The 15906-nt window shown below is 74.7% G+C and carries 13 protein-coding genes; 4 read left to right on the top strand and 9 right to left on the bottom strand.

Annotation, left to right across the window (positions count from 1 at the left end):
- Positions 1-130: 130 nt before the first annotated feature.
- Positions 131-1423 carry a cytochrome P450 gene (locus tag EDD33_RS19305; protein WP_123392734.1) on the bottom strand — a complete coding sequence of 431 codons (1293 nt, stop codon included), beginning with the start codon at positions 1421-1423 and terminating at the stop codon, positions 131-133.
- Between the two features lie 23 nt (positions 1424-1446).
- Complete coding sequence (gene ilvA / locus EDD33_RS19300; protein WP_211332604.1) at positions 1447-2718, bottom strand: threonine ammonia-lyase IlvA; 1272 nt, start codon at positions 2716-2718, stop codon at positions 1447-1449.
- Positions 2719-2825: 107 nt separating this feature from the next.
- On the opposite strand from ilvA, the gene EDD33_RS20210 reads away from it, so the two are divergent.
- The 3 genes from EDD33_RS20210 to EDD33_RS20200 are packed head-to-tail and all read left to right on the top strand — an operon-like array spanning position 2826 to position 6483.
- Entirely contained in the window at positions 2826-3890 is a 1065-nt protein-coding gene (locus EDD33_RS20210; protein ID WP_170169890.1) for a hypothetical protein, read from the top strand.
- Positions 3887-5200, top strand: coding sequence for a glycosyltransferase (locus EDD33_RS20205; RefSeq protein WP_170169889.1), 1314 nt, complete (start codon positions 3887-3889; stop codon positions 5198-5200). Before EDD33_RS20210 ends, EDD33_RS20205 begins: the two co-directional genes overlap by 4 nt.
- A gap of 14 nt (positions 5201-5214) precedes the next feature.
- Positions 5215-6483 (top strand): FAD-binding protein, encoded by a 1269-nt coding sequence (locus EDD33_RS20200; protein WP_170169888.1) that lies wholly within the window; start codon positions 5215-5217, stop codon positions 6481-6483.
- A gap of 148 nt (positions 6484-6631) precedes the next feature.
- Here EDD33_RS20200 and EDD33_RS19285 read toward each other — a convergent pair whose 3' ends face one another.
- From EDD33_RS19285 to EDD33_RS20750, 5 genes are all read right to left on the bottom strand, one after another.
- Entirely contained in the window at positions 6632-7276 is a 645-nt protein-coding gene (locus EDD33_RS19285) for an HAD family hydrolase (protein ID WP_123392731.1), read from the bottom strand.
- A gap of 171 nt (positions 7277-7447) precedes the next feature.
- Positions 7448-9871, bottom strand: coding sequence for a phosphoenolpyruvate synthase (gene ppsA, locus EDD33_RS19280; protein WP_123392729.1), 2424 nt, complete (start codon positions 9869-9871; stop codon positions 7448-7450).
- Positions 9872-9894: 23 nt separating this feature from the next.
- Positions 9895-10752: a pyruvate, water dikinase regulatory protein gene (locus EDD33_RS19275; RefSeq protein ID WP_123392727.1), complete on the bottom strand. Its 858-nt coding sequence runs from the start codon at positions 10750-10752 to the stop codon at positions 9895-9897.
- Positions 10753-10778: 26 nt separating this feature from the next.
- On the bottom strand, positions 10779-12860 hold the full coding sequence (locus EDD33_RS19270) for an ATP-binding protein (RefSeq protein WP_123392726.1): 2082 nt from the start codon (positions 12858-12860) through the stop codon (positions 10779-10781).
- A gap of 84 nt (positions 12861-12944) precedes the next feature.
- Positions 12945-13073, bottom strand: coding sequence for a hypothetical protein (locus EDD33_RS20750; RefSeq protein WP_281274208.1), 129 nt, complete (start codon positions 13071-13073; stop codon positions 12945-12947).
- Between the two features lie 140 nt (positions 13074-13213).
- Here EDD33_RS20750 and EDD33_RS19265 point away from each other — a divergent pair, with 140 nt between their 5' ends.
- Positions 13214-14005 carry a thioesterase family protein gene (locus EDD33_RS19265; protein WP_123392724.1) on the top strand — a complete coding sequence of 264 codons (792 nt, stop codon included), beginning with the start codon at positions 13214-13216 and terminating at the stop codon, positions 14003-14005.
- Between the two features lie 28 nt (positions 14006-14033).
- Here EDD33_RS19265 and EDD33_RS19260 read toward each other — a convergent pair whose 3' ends face one another.
- Positions 14034-15065: an alcohol dehydrogenase catalytic domain-containing protein gene (locus EDD33_RS19260; RefSeq protein WP_123392723.1), complete on the bottom strand. Its 1032-nt coding sequence runs from the start codon at positions 15063-15065 to the stop codon at positions 14034-14036.
- A complete protein-coding gene (locus EDD33_RS19255) occupies positions 15065-15862 on the bottom strand; it encodes a MerR family transcriptional regulator (RefSeq protein WP_170169886.1) in 798 nt (265 codons plus the stop codon). Before EDD33_RS19255 ends, EDD33_RS19260 begins: the two co-directional genes overlap by 1 nt.
- Positions 15863-15906: the final 44 nt, after the last annotated feature.

Here is a 15906-nt window from a genome sequence, read left to right as displayed (position 1 = left end):
GGTGCTCCCGGTGGTGTGGAGATCGGTCCGGTCAGGAGGGCCGGCGACGTCGGCGGCACCCGCAGGGCAGCACGAACCTAGTGGATCGGAGGGTTCCCTCGCATCTGGAGGTCGTGGGGTGGGACGCCGCTCAGGCGCGCACGGGCAGGGTGCGCCAACCGCGGATGACCGTGGTGCCCCGCGGTCGCGGCCGGGCGGCGCGTCGTACGCCGGGCCAGCGCTCGAGCAGCAGCCGCAGCGCCACCTCGCCCTCGAGCCGCGCGAGCGGGGCGCCGACGCAGTAGTGCGCACCTCCGGAGAAGGCCAGGGTGTCGCGACCCTCGGGGCGGGTGAGGTCGAAGACGTCGGCGTCCCCGTGGACGGCCTCGTCGCGCCCCGTCGAGCCGAGCAGCACGAGCACGACCTGGTCGCGGCGCACGTCGACCGGCCCGACCCGCACCGGCTCGTGCGCCACCCGCGCGGTCAGCTGCACCGGCGGGTCCCAGCGCAGCGTCTCGGTGATGACGCGGCCGGCCAGCGACGGGTCCTCGGTCGCCATCGCCAGCTGGTCGGGGTGCTGCAGCAGCGCGTGGACGGCGTTGCCGACCAGGTTGGTGGTGGTCTCGAACCCGGCGAGCAGCAGCAGCTGCGCGAGCGCGACCACCTCGTCGGCGGTGACCGCGTCGGGCCCGTCGGCGGCCGTGGCGAGCCGGCTCAGCAGGTCCTCGCCGGGGTCGGCGCGGCGCTCGGCGACCAGCCGCTCGAACAGCGCCCGCAGGTCGGCCTGCGCCCGCAGCAGCCGCTTGTGGTGCGGCACCGACGTGACCCCGTCGAGCGAGGCGCCCAGCGTGCTGCCCCACGCAGCGAACTGCCGCGCGTGCTGGGGCGGGATCGCCAGCAGGTCGCTGATCACCGCGACCGGCAGCGGGCTGGCGTACGACGCGACGAGGTCGACCGGACCCCGCGCGGGGTCCAGCGCGTCCAGCAACCGGGTGGCGGTGGCCTCGACCTGGGGCCGCACCGCCTCGATCCGCCGGGCCGAGAACGCCGGCGTCGCCAGCCTCCGGAGCCGGCCGTGGTCGGGCGGGTCGAGCCCGAGCAGCGACATCTCCAGCACGTCGGGCTCGGTGCCCTCGTGGACCGGCCCGCCGGTCACGTCGAAGGGCTGCTGCCCGTTGGCGAGGCGTACGCCGAACCGCCGGTCGCGCAGCACGGCGTGGGCGTCGTCGTAGGTGCTCGCCACCCAGATCCCCGACCGGCTCCAGGTCAGGCGGCGCTCGCAGCGCAGCCGCTCGTGGACGGCGTACGGGTCGTGCTTCCAGGGCGCCTGGAACAGCCGTGCCACCGGGTCGCCCAGCGCGGCCAGCCCCAGCGTCCCGGCGCGCAGCGTCGCCAGCCGCCGGCCCAGCCGCAGGTCGGCCCGCGCGGTGTCGAGCAGGCTCATGCCTCCATGGTGCGCCTCGGGACCTAGGTCAGCCAGCGGGTGAGCGGGGAGTCGGGCGGGAGGTGCTCGATGCGGGAGGGGGAGGCGGACATCCGCGTCAGCAGCCCGGCGAGGTCGGCGGCGTCGCCGAGCTCGACGCCGACGAGGGCGGGGCCGGTCTCGCGGTTGTTGCGCTTGACGTACTCGAAGAGCGTGATGTCGTCGTCCGGGCCGAGGGTCTCGTCGAGGAAGGCCCGCAGCGCACCGGGCTCCTGGGGGAAGTCGACGAGGAAGTAGTGCTTCAGGCCGGTGTGGACGAGCGAGCGCTCCAGGATCTCGGCGTAGCGGCTGACGTCGTTGTTGCCGCCCGAGAGCACGCACAGCACCACGGCGTCCGGCCCGAGCGACAGGGTCGGCAGCAGCGCCGGCAGCGCCGCCGTGGCGAGCGCCCCGGCGGGCTCGGCGATGATCCCGTCGGACTGGTAGAGCGCGAGCATCTCGGTGCAGACCTGACCCTCGGGCACGGACACGACCGCCGCACCGGAGGCGCTGACCTGGCGATACGTGACGTCGCCGACGCGGCGTACGGCGGCACCGTCGACGAAGGGGTCGACCTCGGGCAGCTCGACGGGGTGGCCGGCCGCCAGCGCCGCGGTGAGGGAGGCGGCGCCGGCGGGCTCCACCCCCACCACGCGCACGCCGGGGTGCCGCTCGCCCAGCCAGGCGACCGTCCCGGCCAGCAGCCCGCCGCCGCCGACGGGCACGACCACCACGTCGGGGACGGCGCCCAGCTGCGCGACCGCCTCGCGGACCACGGTGCCCTGGCCCGCGACCGTGGCGGGGTGGTCGAAGGGCGGCACCAGCACCCGGTGCGTCGCCTCCGCGTGGCGGCGGGCGGCCCGGGCGGCGTCGTCGAAGGAGTCGCCCTCGACGACCACGGTGACGTGCTCGCCGCCGAGCCCGGCGACCCGGTCGCGCTTCTGCCGGGGGGTGGTGCGCGGCAGGTAGACCCGGGCCGAGACCCCCAGCGCGGCGCACGCGAAGGCGACGCCCTGGGCGTGGTTGCCGGCGCTCGCGCAGACCACGCCGCGCTCGCGCTCCTCCGGCGTCAGCCGGGCCAGGAAGTGGTAGCCGCCGCGCGACTTGTAGGACCGCACCGGCTGCAGGTCCTCGCGCTTGAGCACCACCCGCAGGCCGTGGCGGGCCGAGAGCCGGAGGCTGTCCTCCAGCGGCGTCACCGGGACGGTGCCGGCCAGGACGTCGGCCGCGGCGTCCACGTCGGCGGCGCTCACGAGGGCGACGGGGTCGGTGCTCACCCCCCGATCATCGCGCGGAACGGGTCGACGGCCCCCCGGGGGGTCAGGGGGGGCCGAGCGGGTACACGGCCCCCGTCCCGCCCCACGACCCCGGAGGTGAGCTGCCCGTGCCGACACCGAGTGAGACCTCAGGAGACGTCCCCGTCCACGTCGTCCCCGGCCCCCGCGGCCACGGGGTCGACCTGTGCGCCCGCCAGCTCGCCGACGCCGTCGGCGCCACGGTGGTGGCCGAGGTGCCCCCGGGCGACGCCCGACCGCTGCACCTCCACGTCACCGACCGGGTCTGGGGCGCCACGCCCGAGGCCGCCGCGACCGCCGTCGTCGCCGTCTGCCGGTCCCGCCCGACCACGCTCACCCTCCACGACGTGCCGCAGCCCCACGACGGGCGCGCGCTGTTCCCCCGCCGCCGTGCGGCTTACGCCGCCATGGCCCGCGCCGCGGCCGGCGTCGTGGTCTCCTCCCGGCACGAGCGCGGCCTGCTCGCCCGCGTGCTCGAGGACCACCCGGGCCCCCGGACCCCCGTCGGGGTGGTGCCGCTGCCCGCGGTGGCCCGCCCCGATCGCACCGGGCACCCCGATCACCCCGGGCACCCCGACGGCGGGAGCTGGCACCGCCCGGGGCGCAGCACGCTGGGGGTCGCGGGCTGGGTCTACCCCGGCAAGGGCCACCTGCAGGCGCTCGGCGCCGCCGCCGCGCTCGCCCGCCGCGGCCTGGTGGTCGACGTGCTCGCGCTGGGCGCCGTCGCCCGCGGCCACGACGCCGACGCCGAGGAGCTCGTGCGCCGCGGCGCCCGGATCGGCGTCGAGGTGCGGATCAGCGGCTGGCTGGCCGACCACGAGCTCGACGCCGCCCTGGCCGCCGTCGACGTGCCGTACGCCGGGCACCGCAACGTCTCGGCCTCCGGCTCGGTCAACTCCTGGCTCTCGGCCGGGAGGCGACCGCTGGTGCGCCGCGGCCCCTACTTCGAGGAGATGGCCCGGCTCCGCCCCGGCACCCTCCACCTCGTCGACGTCGCCGGCCTGCCCGACGCCGTCGCCGCCGCCCTCGCCGACCCCTCCAGCACGCGGCTGCGACCGGGGGCCGGGCTCGCCCACGACCTGGCCGACGCGGCGCGCGGCTACGAGCGGTTCTGGCAGCGGGTGCTGCTCCAGGGCACCGGCCGGGTCGCGTGACCCCGGCCCCGGGGTCCCGCCCGCCCTGGTCCCGCCCGCCCTGGGGACGCCCCCGCTCCGACGCCGACCGCGACGCGATCGAGCAGCAGGACGCCCCCCGCCGCACCGTGGGCGTCGTGGTCACCCACTTCGAGCAGCCGGCCGAGCTGGCGCGCACCTTGCACGCCCTGACCCGCCAGACGCTGCCACCCGACGAGGTCGTGGTCTCCGACGACGGGTCGGCCGTGCCGCCGGGCGTGCCGCGCGGCGTACGGCTCGTGACGCAGGAGGACCGCGGCTTCCGCGCCGCCGCCGCCCGCAACCACGGCGTCGCGCAGCTGGGCACCGACGTCGTCGTGCTGCTGGACGCCGACACCACGCCGGAGCCCGGGCTGCTCGAGGCGCTGACCCGGCTGCCGCGGCTGCAGCCCGACGTCCTCGTGGTCGGCCGCCGCCGCCACGCCGACCTCGCCGCCCGCCCCGTCGACGCGCCGGTCGAGGTCGCAGGGCCGGCGCACGAGCTCACCGAGCCGCCGTGGCTGCGCTCGGCGTACGCCGCCTCGCGCGACCTGCGGGACGCCGACGACCTGTCGTGCCGGTTCGTCATCAGCGCCGTGATGGCCTGTTCGCGCTGGTGGTTCGAGGAGCTGGGCGGGTTCGACGAGGGCTTCACGGCGTACGGCGGGGAGGACTGGGAGCTCGCGCACCGCAGCCGCCTCGCCGGTGGCCTGCTCGCCCACGAGCCGGCGGCGGTCGCCTGGCACGACGGCCCCGACGCCGGGGAGCGCCCGCGCGGCGTGAAGACCGCCGAGACCGCCGCGATCGCCTCCCGGGTCGGCGTGCCCGGGCTCGCGCCGCGCGGCCTGCTCGGCCTGGCCGGCCGCCCCACCCCGGTCGACCGGCTGCTCGCCACCGACGCCGCGTTCGACGACCGCGCGCTGCTGCTGGTGTGCGATGCCGCGCTGCGCGCCGACCCGACCGCGCACCTGCTGCTCGACGAACGGCAGGCCGGGGTGCTCGCCGGCGAGCCGCGCGTGCTGCGGCACGACGGCGACCCGCTCGCCGCGGCCGCGGCCTCCCCCGCGCGGCTGCTGGTCGGGCTGCACCGGCCCTGGCAGCTCGACGACGACGCCTGGCGCACGCTGCTGGCCGGCGCCTCCCCCGGGGTGCTCCACGACGCCGCCGGACCGGTCGCGACCACCACCGAGCTGCGGCTGGTGCGCCGCGCCGAGCGCTGGGGCACCACCCCGCCCGCACCCGCGACGGCGCCCGCGCCGGGCCGCCCGCTGCCCGACGACCTCTCCCTGGAGGCGTGGCTCGGCGACTGGTGACATGCTCTGCTGATGTGAGCGCACCCACCCCCGACGAGCTGGTCAACTGGGCCGGCAACCACCGCTACTCCGCCGGCCGCTACCTGCGGGCCGGGTCCGTCGAGGAGGCGCAGCAGGCGGTCGCCGACGCCGACCACGTCCGGCTGGTGGGCACCCGCCACTCCTTCAACGACCTCTGCGACACCCCCGGGACGCTAATCGACCTGACCGGCGTCACGGCCGAGCCGGAGCTCGACGAGGCCGAGGGCACCGTCCGGGTGACCAGCGGCACGCCGTACCGCGTCGTCGCGTCGTTCCTGCAGGAGCGCGGCCTCGCGCTCGCCAACCTCGGGTCGCTGCCGCACATCTCCGTCGGCGGTGCCTGCGCCACCGGCACCCACGGGTCCGGGGCCGGCAACCGCGTCCTCGCCGCCGGCGTACGACGCCTGGAGCTGATCGACCCCTCCGGTGAGCTGCGCACCATCGCCGACAACCACGTCGACTTCGACGGCTCGGTCGTCGCGCTCGGGGCGCTGGGAGCGGTCACCCGGCTCGACCTCGAGGTCGAGCCGACCTACCTCGTGCGCCAGGACCTCTACGACCACCTGCGCTGGTCGGAGTCGATCGAGCAGGTCACCGAGCTGCTGGGGTCGGCGTACAGCGTGAGCGTGTTCGGCCGCTGGAACGACACCGACCCGACCGAGGTGCTGGTCAAGCACCGCGTCGAGCCCGACGAGGTGCCTCTGGACTGGACGGGCGGGGTGCCGCCGATGGCCGCCGACGCCGCGTTCCGGCTGCTGCCCGGCGAGGACCACCTGACGCTGCGCGGCGAGCCCGGCCCGTGGGCCGAGCGGTTGCCGCACTTCCGCGGCGACCGGCAGCCCAGCTTCGGCGACGAGATCCAGACCGAGTGGTTCGTCGACGCCGACGACGCCGTCCCCGCGCTGCGGGCGGTCACCGACCTGGCGGCCGCCCTCGGTGGCGAGCTCGAGGCGCTGCTCGCCGTCACCGAGATCCGCGCGATCCGCGGCGACGACCTGTGGCTCTCCCCGGCACAGGGTCGGGAGACCGTGGCACTGCACTTCACCTGGAAGCGCGACCCGATGGCCGTGCTGTCGATGGCGCTGCGCATCGAGGACGCCCTCGCGCCGTACGCCGCCCGGCCGCACTGGGGCAAGGTCCACGGCGCCGTCGACCCGGGGCTCTACCCGCGCCTGCCCGACTTCCGCGACCTCCTCGCCCGCACCGACCCCGCCGGCAAGTTCACCAACGACCACGTCCGGCAGGCGCTCGGGCTGGGGTGACCGGGCTGGGGTCGGCACGGACCCGGCCGGACCCGGCCGGCCATGTAACGCGGGGTTATTGCATGTGAACAAGGCCTGTATGGCGCGCTGAGCACCACAGCACCGCACCACATGGCCGCCGCCCTCCGCCCGGGCGGGACCCGGCTGGTCAGCCGACTGTCGTCAGGTGTGCCAGCAGGTCGGCCGGGGTGGCCAGCACGGTGACCGCCCGGTCGGCGTCGAACAGGTGCCCCCAGCCGGCCGCGAGCGGCACCGCTCCGGCGTCACGGGCGGCGCCGACGTCGAGGGGTGAGTCACCGACGTAGACGCAGCGCGCCGGGTCCACCCCGAGCTCCTGCGCGACCCGCAGCACGCCGTCGGGGGCGGGCTTGGGCCGCTCCACCTCGTCGCCGCCGACCACCGCGTCGAACCAGCCCCGCAGCCCGGCCGCCTCCAGCAGGATCGACGCGGCCCGCGCGCTGTTGCCGGTGAAGACGCCCATCGGCACGCCGCGCCCGTGGAGCTCGGCCAGCACCTCGGCCACCCCGTCGTGCACGCGTACGCCGCTCCCGACATCGGCCAGCGTGGCGTGGTAGCGCTCGCCCAGCACCGGGTCGGGCTCGCGGTCCAGCATCATCCCGAGCATCACGTGGGGCGCGCCGGCGTCGTAGTAGGCGACGACCTCGTCGCGGGTCAGCCGCGGCCCGCCGAGCGAGAGCACCGTCTCGACGAACGCGTCCGGCACGATCGCCGAGGAGTCAATCAGCGTCCCGTCCATGTCCCACAGCACGGCTCTCACGTCGCGTCCGCTCACGGGCAGGAGCCTCCCAGACGGGTGGTCGTCCCTGACCGACAACCCGGGGCCGCGCATCCCGGCGGCGTACATCTGGTGCGGTGTTGTGGTGCTCGGGTGTGCCGGACGGCCCTTGTTCACATGCCATAACCCCGCGTTACATGCGTCTCGCGTCTACGTGCAGCCAGACCCTCAGCCGCGCTCGGCCGCCTGCTTCCCCAGCCGGAGCCAGGTGTCGACGACGGTGTCGGGGTTGAGGCTCATCGACTCGATGCCCTGCTCGACCAGCCAGTCGGCGAGGTCGGGGTGGTCCGAGGGGCCCTGGCCGCAGATGCCGACGTACTTGTCGAGGTCGCGGCAGGCCCTGATCGCCTTCTCGAGCAGCACCTTGACGGCCGGGTCGCGCTCGTCGAAGGAGCCGGCCACCAGCGAGGAGTCGCGGTCGACGCCCAGGGTGAGCTGGGTGAGGTCGTTGGAGCCGATCGAGAAGCCGTCGAAGTGCTCGAGGAAGGCCTCGGGGATGACGGCGTTGGAGGGCACCTCGCACATCATCACGACCTGCAGGTCGTTCTCGCCGCGCACCAGCCCGTGGGTGCCGAGCAGGTCGATGACGCCCTTGGCCTCGGTCACGGTCCGCACGAACGGGATCATGATCTTGACGTTGGTCAGGCCCATCTCGTCGCGCACGTGCTTGAGCGCCGCGCACTCCATCTCGAAGCAGTCGGCGAACTCCTCGGAGAGGTACCGCGAGGCGCCGCGGTAGCCGATCATCGGGTTCTCCTCGTCGGGCTCGTAGCGGGTGCCGCCGACGAGGTTGGCGTACTCGTTGGACTTGAAGTCGCTCATCCGCACGATCACCGGCTCGGGCGCGAACGCCGCGGCGAGCATCGAGACGCCCTCGGCGACGCGCTGCACGAAGAAGTCCCGGGGCGAGGGGTACGCCGCGATGATGTCCTCGACCTCGGAGCGCAGCTCGGCCGGCAGGTCCTCGCCCCCGGCCTCGAGCTCGAGCAGCGCCTTGGGGTGGATGCCGATCTGGCGGTTGATGATGAACTCCAGCCGGGCCAGGCCCACGCCGCGGTTCGGCAGCTGCGCGAACGAGAACGCCTGGTCGGGTGTGCCGACGTTCATCATGATCTTGACCGGCACGTCGGGCATGGAGTCCAGCTCGGTGCGCTCGATGTCGAAGTCGAGGATGCCGTCGTAGACCATCCCGGTGTCGCCCTCGGCGCAGGACACGGTGACCTCGCGGCCGTCGGCCATGTCCTTGGTGCCGCTGCGGGTGCCGACGACGGCGGGGATGCCGAGCTCGCGGGCGATGATCGCGGCGTGGCAGGTGCGGCCGCCGCGGTTGGTGACGATGGCCGAGGCGCGCTTCATGATCGGCTCCCAGTCGGGGTCGGTCATGTCGGCGACGAGCACCTCGCCCTCGACGAACTCGTGCATCTGGTCGATCGAGGACATCACCCGCACCGCGCCGGCGCCGATCTTCTGGCCGATGGCGCGGCCCTCGACGACGACCTCGGCGCCCTCGGTGACCTGGCGCGAGATCTTGAACCGCTCGAGCGTGCCGGTCGAGCGCGACTGCACCGTCTCGGGGCGCGCCTGGAGGATGTAGAGCCCGCCCTCGACGCCGTCCTTGGCCCACTCGATGTCCATCGGGCGGCCGTAGTGGTCCTCGATGGTGAGCGCGTGGCGGGCCAGCTCCTCCACCTCGGCGTCGGTGAGGCTGAGCAGCCGGGAGTCGGCGGCGTCGACGTCGACGAACTCGGTCGTGCGACCCACCGCGGGATCCTGCGTGTAGACCATCTTGGTCGCCTTGCCGCCGACCCCGCGCTTGAGCACGGCGGGCCGGCCGGCTCGCAGCGCCGGCTTGTAGACGTACCACTCGTCGGGGTTGACCGCGCCCTGCACGACCCCCTCGCCGAGGCCGTACGCCGAGGTCACGAACACCGCGTCGCGGAAGCCCGACTCGGTGTCCATGGTGAACATGACGCCCGAGGAGCCCACGTCGGAGCGGACCATCTTCTGCACGCCGGCGGAGATGCCGACGTCGGCGTGGGCGAAGCCGTGGTGGACGCGGTAGCTGATGGCGCGGTCGTTGTAGAGCGAGGCGTAGACCTCGCGCACCGACTGCAGGATCGCCTCGATGCCCTTGACGTTGAGGAAGGTCTCCTGCTGGCCGGCGAAGGAGGCGTCGGGGAGGTCCTCCGCGGTGGCCGAGGAACGCACGGCGAACGACGGCTCGGCCGTGCCCGCGGACTCCTCCACCAGCACGTCGTAGGCCTCGCGCACCTGGCTCTCCAGGTCCGAGGGGAACGGGTGCTCGTTGATCCAGCCGCGGACCTCGCGGCCGGCCTCGGCCAGCGCGCGGGTGTCGTCGGTGTCGAGGTCCTTGATCCGCTCCTCGATGCGCGTCGCGAGCCCGTCGACCTCGAGGAAGCGCACGAACGCGTCGGCGGTGGTGGCGAAGCCGTTGGGCACGGCGACGCCAAGGTCGGTGAGGTGGGAGACCATCTCGCCGAGCGAGGCGTTCTTGCCGCCGACCTGGTCGAGGTCGTCCATGCCGAGGTCGGAGAACCAGCGGACGTTGGGGGCCGGGGTCTGGTCGGACATGGGGGTGCTCCTCGGGTGGGGCGTCAGCGGTTCGACGCGGGACGGGTGCGGCCGCGCGTGCGGACCAGCTGCTGGATGATGACGGTGGAGATCTCCTCGACCGAGCGGGCCGAGGAGTCGATGGTGGGGACCCGGTGGCCGTCGAAGAGCTGCTGCGCGCGGCGCAGCTCCCAGCGGCACTGCTCGGGCGAGGAGTAGCGCGACCCCGGGCGGCGCTCGCCGCGCACCCGGCTGAGCCGGTCGACGTTGGTCACCAGCCCGAAGCAGCGCTCGACGTGCTCGCGCACGGGGTCGGGCAGCTCGCTGCTCTCGAGGTCCTCGTCGACGAGCGGGTAGTTGGCGACGAAGAGGCCGTGCTGGAGGGCGAGGTACATGCTCGTGGGGGTCTTGCCGCACCGCGAGGGCGCCAGCAGGATCACGTCGGCCTTCTCCAGCATCCGCACGCTCTGGCCGTCGTCGTGCTCGATGGTGAACTCGATGGCCGCCATCCGGTTGTTGTAGCGCTTGATGTCGCCGACGCCGTGCAGCCGGGCGGGCTGGCGTACGCCGCGCTGGCCGAGCACCTCCTCGACGCGACCCATGTGCAGCTCGAAGAAGTCGATGAGGGGCGCGCGGGTGCGCTGCAGCTCCTGGCGCACGGCGTCCTCGGCGGCGGTGCTGAACACCAGCGGGGTGACCGGTCCGTCCATGGCCTCGTCGAGCTGCTCGACGACGCGGCGGGCGTCCTCGACCGAGGAGATGAACGGGATCAGCGTCCGGTCGAAGAGCAGGTCCGGGAACTGGATGAGCAGCGCGTTGCCCATCGTCTCGGCGCTGATGCCGGTGCTGTCGGAGAGGAAGAAGACCGGCACGACGGTCTCGACCTGGTCGGGTGTGGCCACCTCACCGTCCCCTCACCACGTGTGCGTCACGTGTGCCGGGACGCTACCCCGTCCGCACGGTGACGGACCACCGGGCCGTCGGGCGTGGGCGCCTCGACCACCTCGGTGAGCGGCGCGGCCGGCAGCCGGACCTCGAAGACCGTGCCGCCCCCGGGGTTGTCGCGCACCACCACCGAGCCGCCGCACCGCTCGACCGCCCGGCGCACGATCGCCAGCCCCAGGCCGGTGCCGCGGTAGGCCTCGCCGTGGGCGCGGTGGAAGGTCTCGAAGACCTGCTCGCGCTGGTCGGGCGGGATCCCGATGCCGTTGTCGGTCACCGTCAGCAGCGTCCAGTCGGCGTCCTCCCGGCCGCGCACCTGCACCCGGGGACGGACGCCCGGGGCGACGTACTTGGTCGCGTTGCCGATCAGGTTGTCGAGGACCTGGCGCACCATCACCGGGTCGGCCAGCGCGTGCAGCCCGGTCTGGACGTAGACCTGCGGCCGGTTCTCGCGCTCCCGGAACACCGCCGCGGCGTCGTCGGCGGCGGCCGAGAGGTCGACGTCGACACGCTGCACCGGGGCGTCGCGGACGACGGTGTAGCTGAGCAGGTCGTCGATGAACCGCCCCATCTGCACGGCCGCGCCGGTGACCCGGTCGAGCATCCGCAACCCGTCACCGGGCTCCACGGCACCGTCGGCGAAGCGCTCGGCGAGCGCCTCGGACCAGCCGTTGATGACCGTCAGCGGCCGCTTCAGGTCGTGGGCGACGACGCCGCTGAAGGAGGCGAGCGCGTCGCGGTCGTGGCGGAGCGCGGTGACGTCGCGGTAGGTGATGATCGCGCGCGGCTGCGGGTCGGACGGGTCCGACGGCGGCAGCGGCGACGCGGCCACCTCGAGCACGATGGGGTCGCGTCCGTCGCGGGGGCGCAGCAGGTAGTCCGCGAGGACCTCGTGGCCCTGGACCGCCAGGCGGAACGGTCGTTCCTCGGCCAGCACCGTGCTGCCGTCGAGGTGCCGCATGTCGTAGTAGGCCGGGTCCTGCACCCGGCTGGAGTCACCGGGCAGCTCACCCAGGAGGGCGCGGCCGGCGGTGTTGCGCAGCAGGAACTCGCCCTGGGCGTCGGTGACCACCACGCCCTCGCGCATGTGCTCCAGCACGGCCTCGAACAGCTGCGCCCGGTCGGCGGTGTCGGCCTGGAGCGCCTGCAGCCCGAGGAGGGCGCGGTTGCGCTCGGCCCGGTTGAAGGCCAGGACGAGGCCGGTCAGCACGGTCATCGTGACGAACACCTGGGCGTAGAGCGCCCGCTCGGTCAGGTCCCCCACCCCGGCGAAGGGCCCGCGCCCGAGCAGCGTGAACGCGACCGCGGCGCCGCCGGTGCCGAGGCCGTGGAGGCCCGCGCCGAGCGGACCGAGCCGCACCCCGGCGATCACCGTCGCGAAGAGCAGCAAGAAGCCCACGGGAGGCGCCTCCGCACGACCGAAGATCGCCAGCACCAGGCCGAGCGAGAGGGCGCTCAGGGCCACGGCCTCGCACGCCGTGCGCCGCGAGAGGCGCGCACCCGGCTGCCCGGCGACCGGCGTTGCGTACCGCGCGATCACGAGCAGGCCGAGGACGCCGACGGTCAGGATGCCGGTGAGGTTGCGGCCCCACCACAGCGCGAAGCCCAGCGGGGTCGGGTCCAGGCCGAGCAGCGTCAGGGCCAGGTGACCGACGGCCGCCGCGACCAGGCAGGCGGCGGCCGCGCTGCCCCCGACGACACCGAGGTCGTCCAGGCTGCGCGGAGCACGGTCCCCGCCGGGGGTGCACAAGCCGGGCCGGAGCCGTCCCACCAGGACGGCGAAGACCAGCGCCTGGAGCAGGTTGGTCACCACGAACACCGCCCCCAGGGCCGGCGAGGCGCCAGTGGCGGCGTTGACGACGTAGACCACGCCGGCCATCGCGAGCAGGTCGACCGGCAGCCGCTGCCGGGTGCTGGTGGCGATCCACAGCGCACCGACGCCGGCCGCGGGCCAGACCAGGCTCAGCGCCTGGTCGTCGATGATCGTGACCCGTCCGAGCACGCCCGCGACGGCGTACAGACCGCACCAGAGCGACAGGCGCACCGCGGCGCGCGACGGGTTCCTCACCCCAGGATTATGTGGGCCGGCCCGTCTTTTCCGGACCAGTTTGTCCGGAATTGTGGATCAGACCACCCGAGGGGATGGCGGGGACTAGTGCCGACGCACCAGCAGGCCCGGGACTCGACCGACCTCGCGGCCGACGTCGCGCAGGCCGTCACCGATCAGTCGGGCCACGGCCAGGAGGCCGGCGGCGTCGACGTGGAGCACGACGCCGTTCACGGATGGGTCACGGGACGACACGGTCCAGTGCTCACGGAGCACCTCCTGGTAGGAAGAACGTCCAACACGGCCGGTGGTTGACACCACGACCATGAAGTGACGTACCCAACAACCGGACCTTCACCCCGAAGAGGACATCCGTGGACCAGCCCAGCGCGTTCTACACCCAGGTCGACGAGCACGAGTTCGAGTCCACGACGGCCACCTCGAGCCCCTGGGACGAGTCGCTGCAGCACGGCGGCCCGCCTGCCGCGCTGCTCGCCCACGTCATCGAGCAGACCCCCGGCGGCGGCCCCGGGGGCATCGCCCGGATCACCGTCGACATGCTGGGCGGCATCCCCCAGGGCCGGATGCGGGCGACTTCGCGCGTCGTACGGCCGGGGCGGCGGGTGGAGCTCGTCGAGGCCAGCCTGAGCGTCGGCGACCGGGTCGCGGTCTCGGCGACGGCCTGGCGCATCGTCACCTCGCCCGACGCCACCCGCGCGCAGGCCGCCCCGGCGCTGGAGCTGCCGCCGTTGCCCGACGAGCAGCCGCAGGAGTTCTTCCCCGGCACCTCGCCGGAGTGGGGCTACGGCCGGGCGGTCGACTGGCGCTTCGTCGAGGGCGGGTACGCCGCTCCCGGTCCCGCCGCGCTGTGGGCCCGCGTCCGGATCCCGCTCGTCGCGGGACTCGAGACCTCCCCGGTGGGCCGGCTGCTCGTCGTCGCCGACTCCGCCAACGGGCTGTCCGGGGAGCTCCCGCTCGCCGAGTGGCTCTTCATCCCGCCCACGCTGTCGGTCACGGTGCTCCGCGAGCCGGCCGAGGAGTGGCTGTGGTTCGACGCCCGCAGCACCATCGGCCCCCACGGCCGTGGCCTGGCGCAGGCCACCCTCGCCGACCGGCAGGGCCTCGTCGCCGCCGTCGCCCAGCCCCTCCTCGTCGCCCCCCGCTAGGTCCGGCCCGGGCCCGGACGCAGGCGGCTCAGGGCCGCAGGACGGTGATGCCGACGGCCGCCGAGGGGTCGTCGAGGGCGGCGAGGGCGGCCGGGCCCTCGGCGAGGTCGACGACGCGGGTCACGAGACGGCGGGGGTCGAGGGTGCCGTCGGCGACGAGGTCGAGCAGCTCGGCGTACCCGCCCGAGGGCATGCCGTGGGACCCGTGGACGCTCAGCTCGCGTGCGACGACGAGGTCCATCGGGATCGCGTCGCGGGCGGCGTCGCCGAGCAGCAGCCCGACCTGGACGTGCCGGCCGCGGGGCCGGAGGCCGGCCACGGAGGCACGGGCGGTGACGGCCGCGCCGACGCAGTCGAGCGAGACGTCGGCGCCGCCCGCCACGTCCTGGACGTACGCCGCGGCGTCGGTCTCCGCCGGGTCGACGACCACGTGCGCGCCGAGCTCGACGGCCAGCCGCCGCGCGTCGGCCGACGGGTCGATCGCGACCACGTGGGCGCCGAGCGCCCGCGCGACCTGCACCGCCGAGAGCCCCACCCCGCCGCAGCCGTGCACCGCGACCCACTGGCCGGCCGCCACCTGGCCGTGCACCCGCAGCGCCCGGAACGCGGTGGCGTAGCGGCAGCCGAGCGTCGCCGCGGTGACGGTGTCGACCCCGTCGGGCAGCCGGACCAGGTTGGCCGCGGCGGCGGGCACGGCGACGAGCTCGGCCCAGGAGCCGGCGTAGGTGAAGCCCGGCTGCTGCTGGTCGGGACAGACCTGCTGCTCGCCCGCGCGGCACCAGGCGCAGCGGCCGCAGCCGACGACGAACGGCACCGTCACCCGGTCGCCCACCGACCAGCCGGCCACGCCTGCTCCCACCTCGGCCACGACGCCGGCCAGCTCGTGGCCGGGCACCATCGGCAGCGGCACCGGGTCGTGGCCGCGCCAGGCGTGCCAGTCCGAGCGGCACACCCCGGTCGCCTCGACCCGCACCAGGACGCCGTCGGAGGGACAGTCGGGGGCGGGCAGGTCGACCAGCTCGGGCGTGGCGCCGTACGCCGCGTAGCGCACCGCGCGCATCAGCGGCCCCGCCCGCGTCGCTTCGGCCGGGCCTGGCCGCGCACGACCTCGCGGTCGAAGACCTCGGCGACCCGGTCGGACATCACGAGCTCGAAGGTGCTGACCAGGGCCTCCGTCGCCAGGGCGCGCACGTCGAGCAGCGCCGCCTCCACCTCGCTCCACTGCTCCGCCGGCCGACCGGCCTCCACGAACGGCGACCAGACCCGCTCGATGAACAGGTCGAGGTAGGTGTCCGCGACCGCGTCGGCCTGCTTGCGCAGCGACTCCAGCACCCGCAGCGCGCCGCCGGCGTCGAGCCGCAGCACCCGTACCGCCCGCTCGCCCGCGCTCAGCAGCTCCGGGGAGAGCTCCTCGAAGGTGCCGTCGCCGACGTCCTGGACCAGCCCGAGCTCCATCGCCTTGACGATGACCGTGGGCGCGTCGTCCTCGGTGACCCGGAAGCGCTCCATCAGCTCCTCGGCCGAGGTGAAGGCGCCGCGCCGCTCGCCGAACAGGTTGGTGACGGTGCGGGTGAAGCGCAGCAGGTCGGCCTCGGAGCCGGACTGGCCGTCGACCATCCGGGCGATGCTGCTGAGCTTGAGGCCCTGGCTCTGCAGGTCCTTGATCAGCTCGATCCGGGCGACGTGCTGCTCGCCGTAGTAGCCGGTGCGACCGCGCACCGCGGGCGGCGGGAGCAGCTTCTGGGTCTGGTAGCTGCGCAGCGAGCGGACCGTGAGCCCGGTGCGGCGCGAGAGCTCCTCGATGACGAAGCCGTCGTCGCTCTCCCTCGGCCCGCCGTCGTCCTCCGTGTCACCCACGGCGCGCAGCCTAGCCCTTGCGCATGTGCCATCCGTTGGTGTTA

This window comes from Nocardioides aurantiacus (genome assembly GCF_003752505.1).
Lineage (GTDB): Bacteria > Actinomycetota > Actinomycetes > Propionibacteriales > Nocardioidaceae > Marmoricola > Marmoricola aurantiacus.
The sequence above is the reverse complement of the archived record's forward strand: the minus strand, read 5'-3'. Positions and strand labels throughout refer to the sequence as shown.

Excerpts from the sequence above, each read along its gene's own strand:
- EDD33_RS19305 (WP_123392734.1), bottom strand. The coding sequence starts at position 1,423 with ATGAGCCTGCTCGACACCGCGCGGGCCGACCTGCGGCTGGGCCGGCGG.
- ppsA (WP_123392729.1), bottom strand. The coding sequence starts at position 9,871 with ATGTCCGACCAGACCCCGGCCCCCAACGTCCGCTGGTTCTCCGACCTC.
- EDD33_RS19260 (WP_123392723.1), bottom strand. The coding sequence starts at position 15,065 with ATGCGCGCGGTGCGCTACGCGGCGTACGGCGCCACGCCCGAGCTGGTC.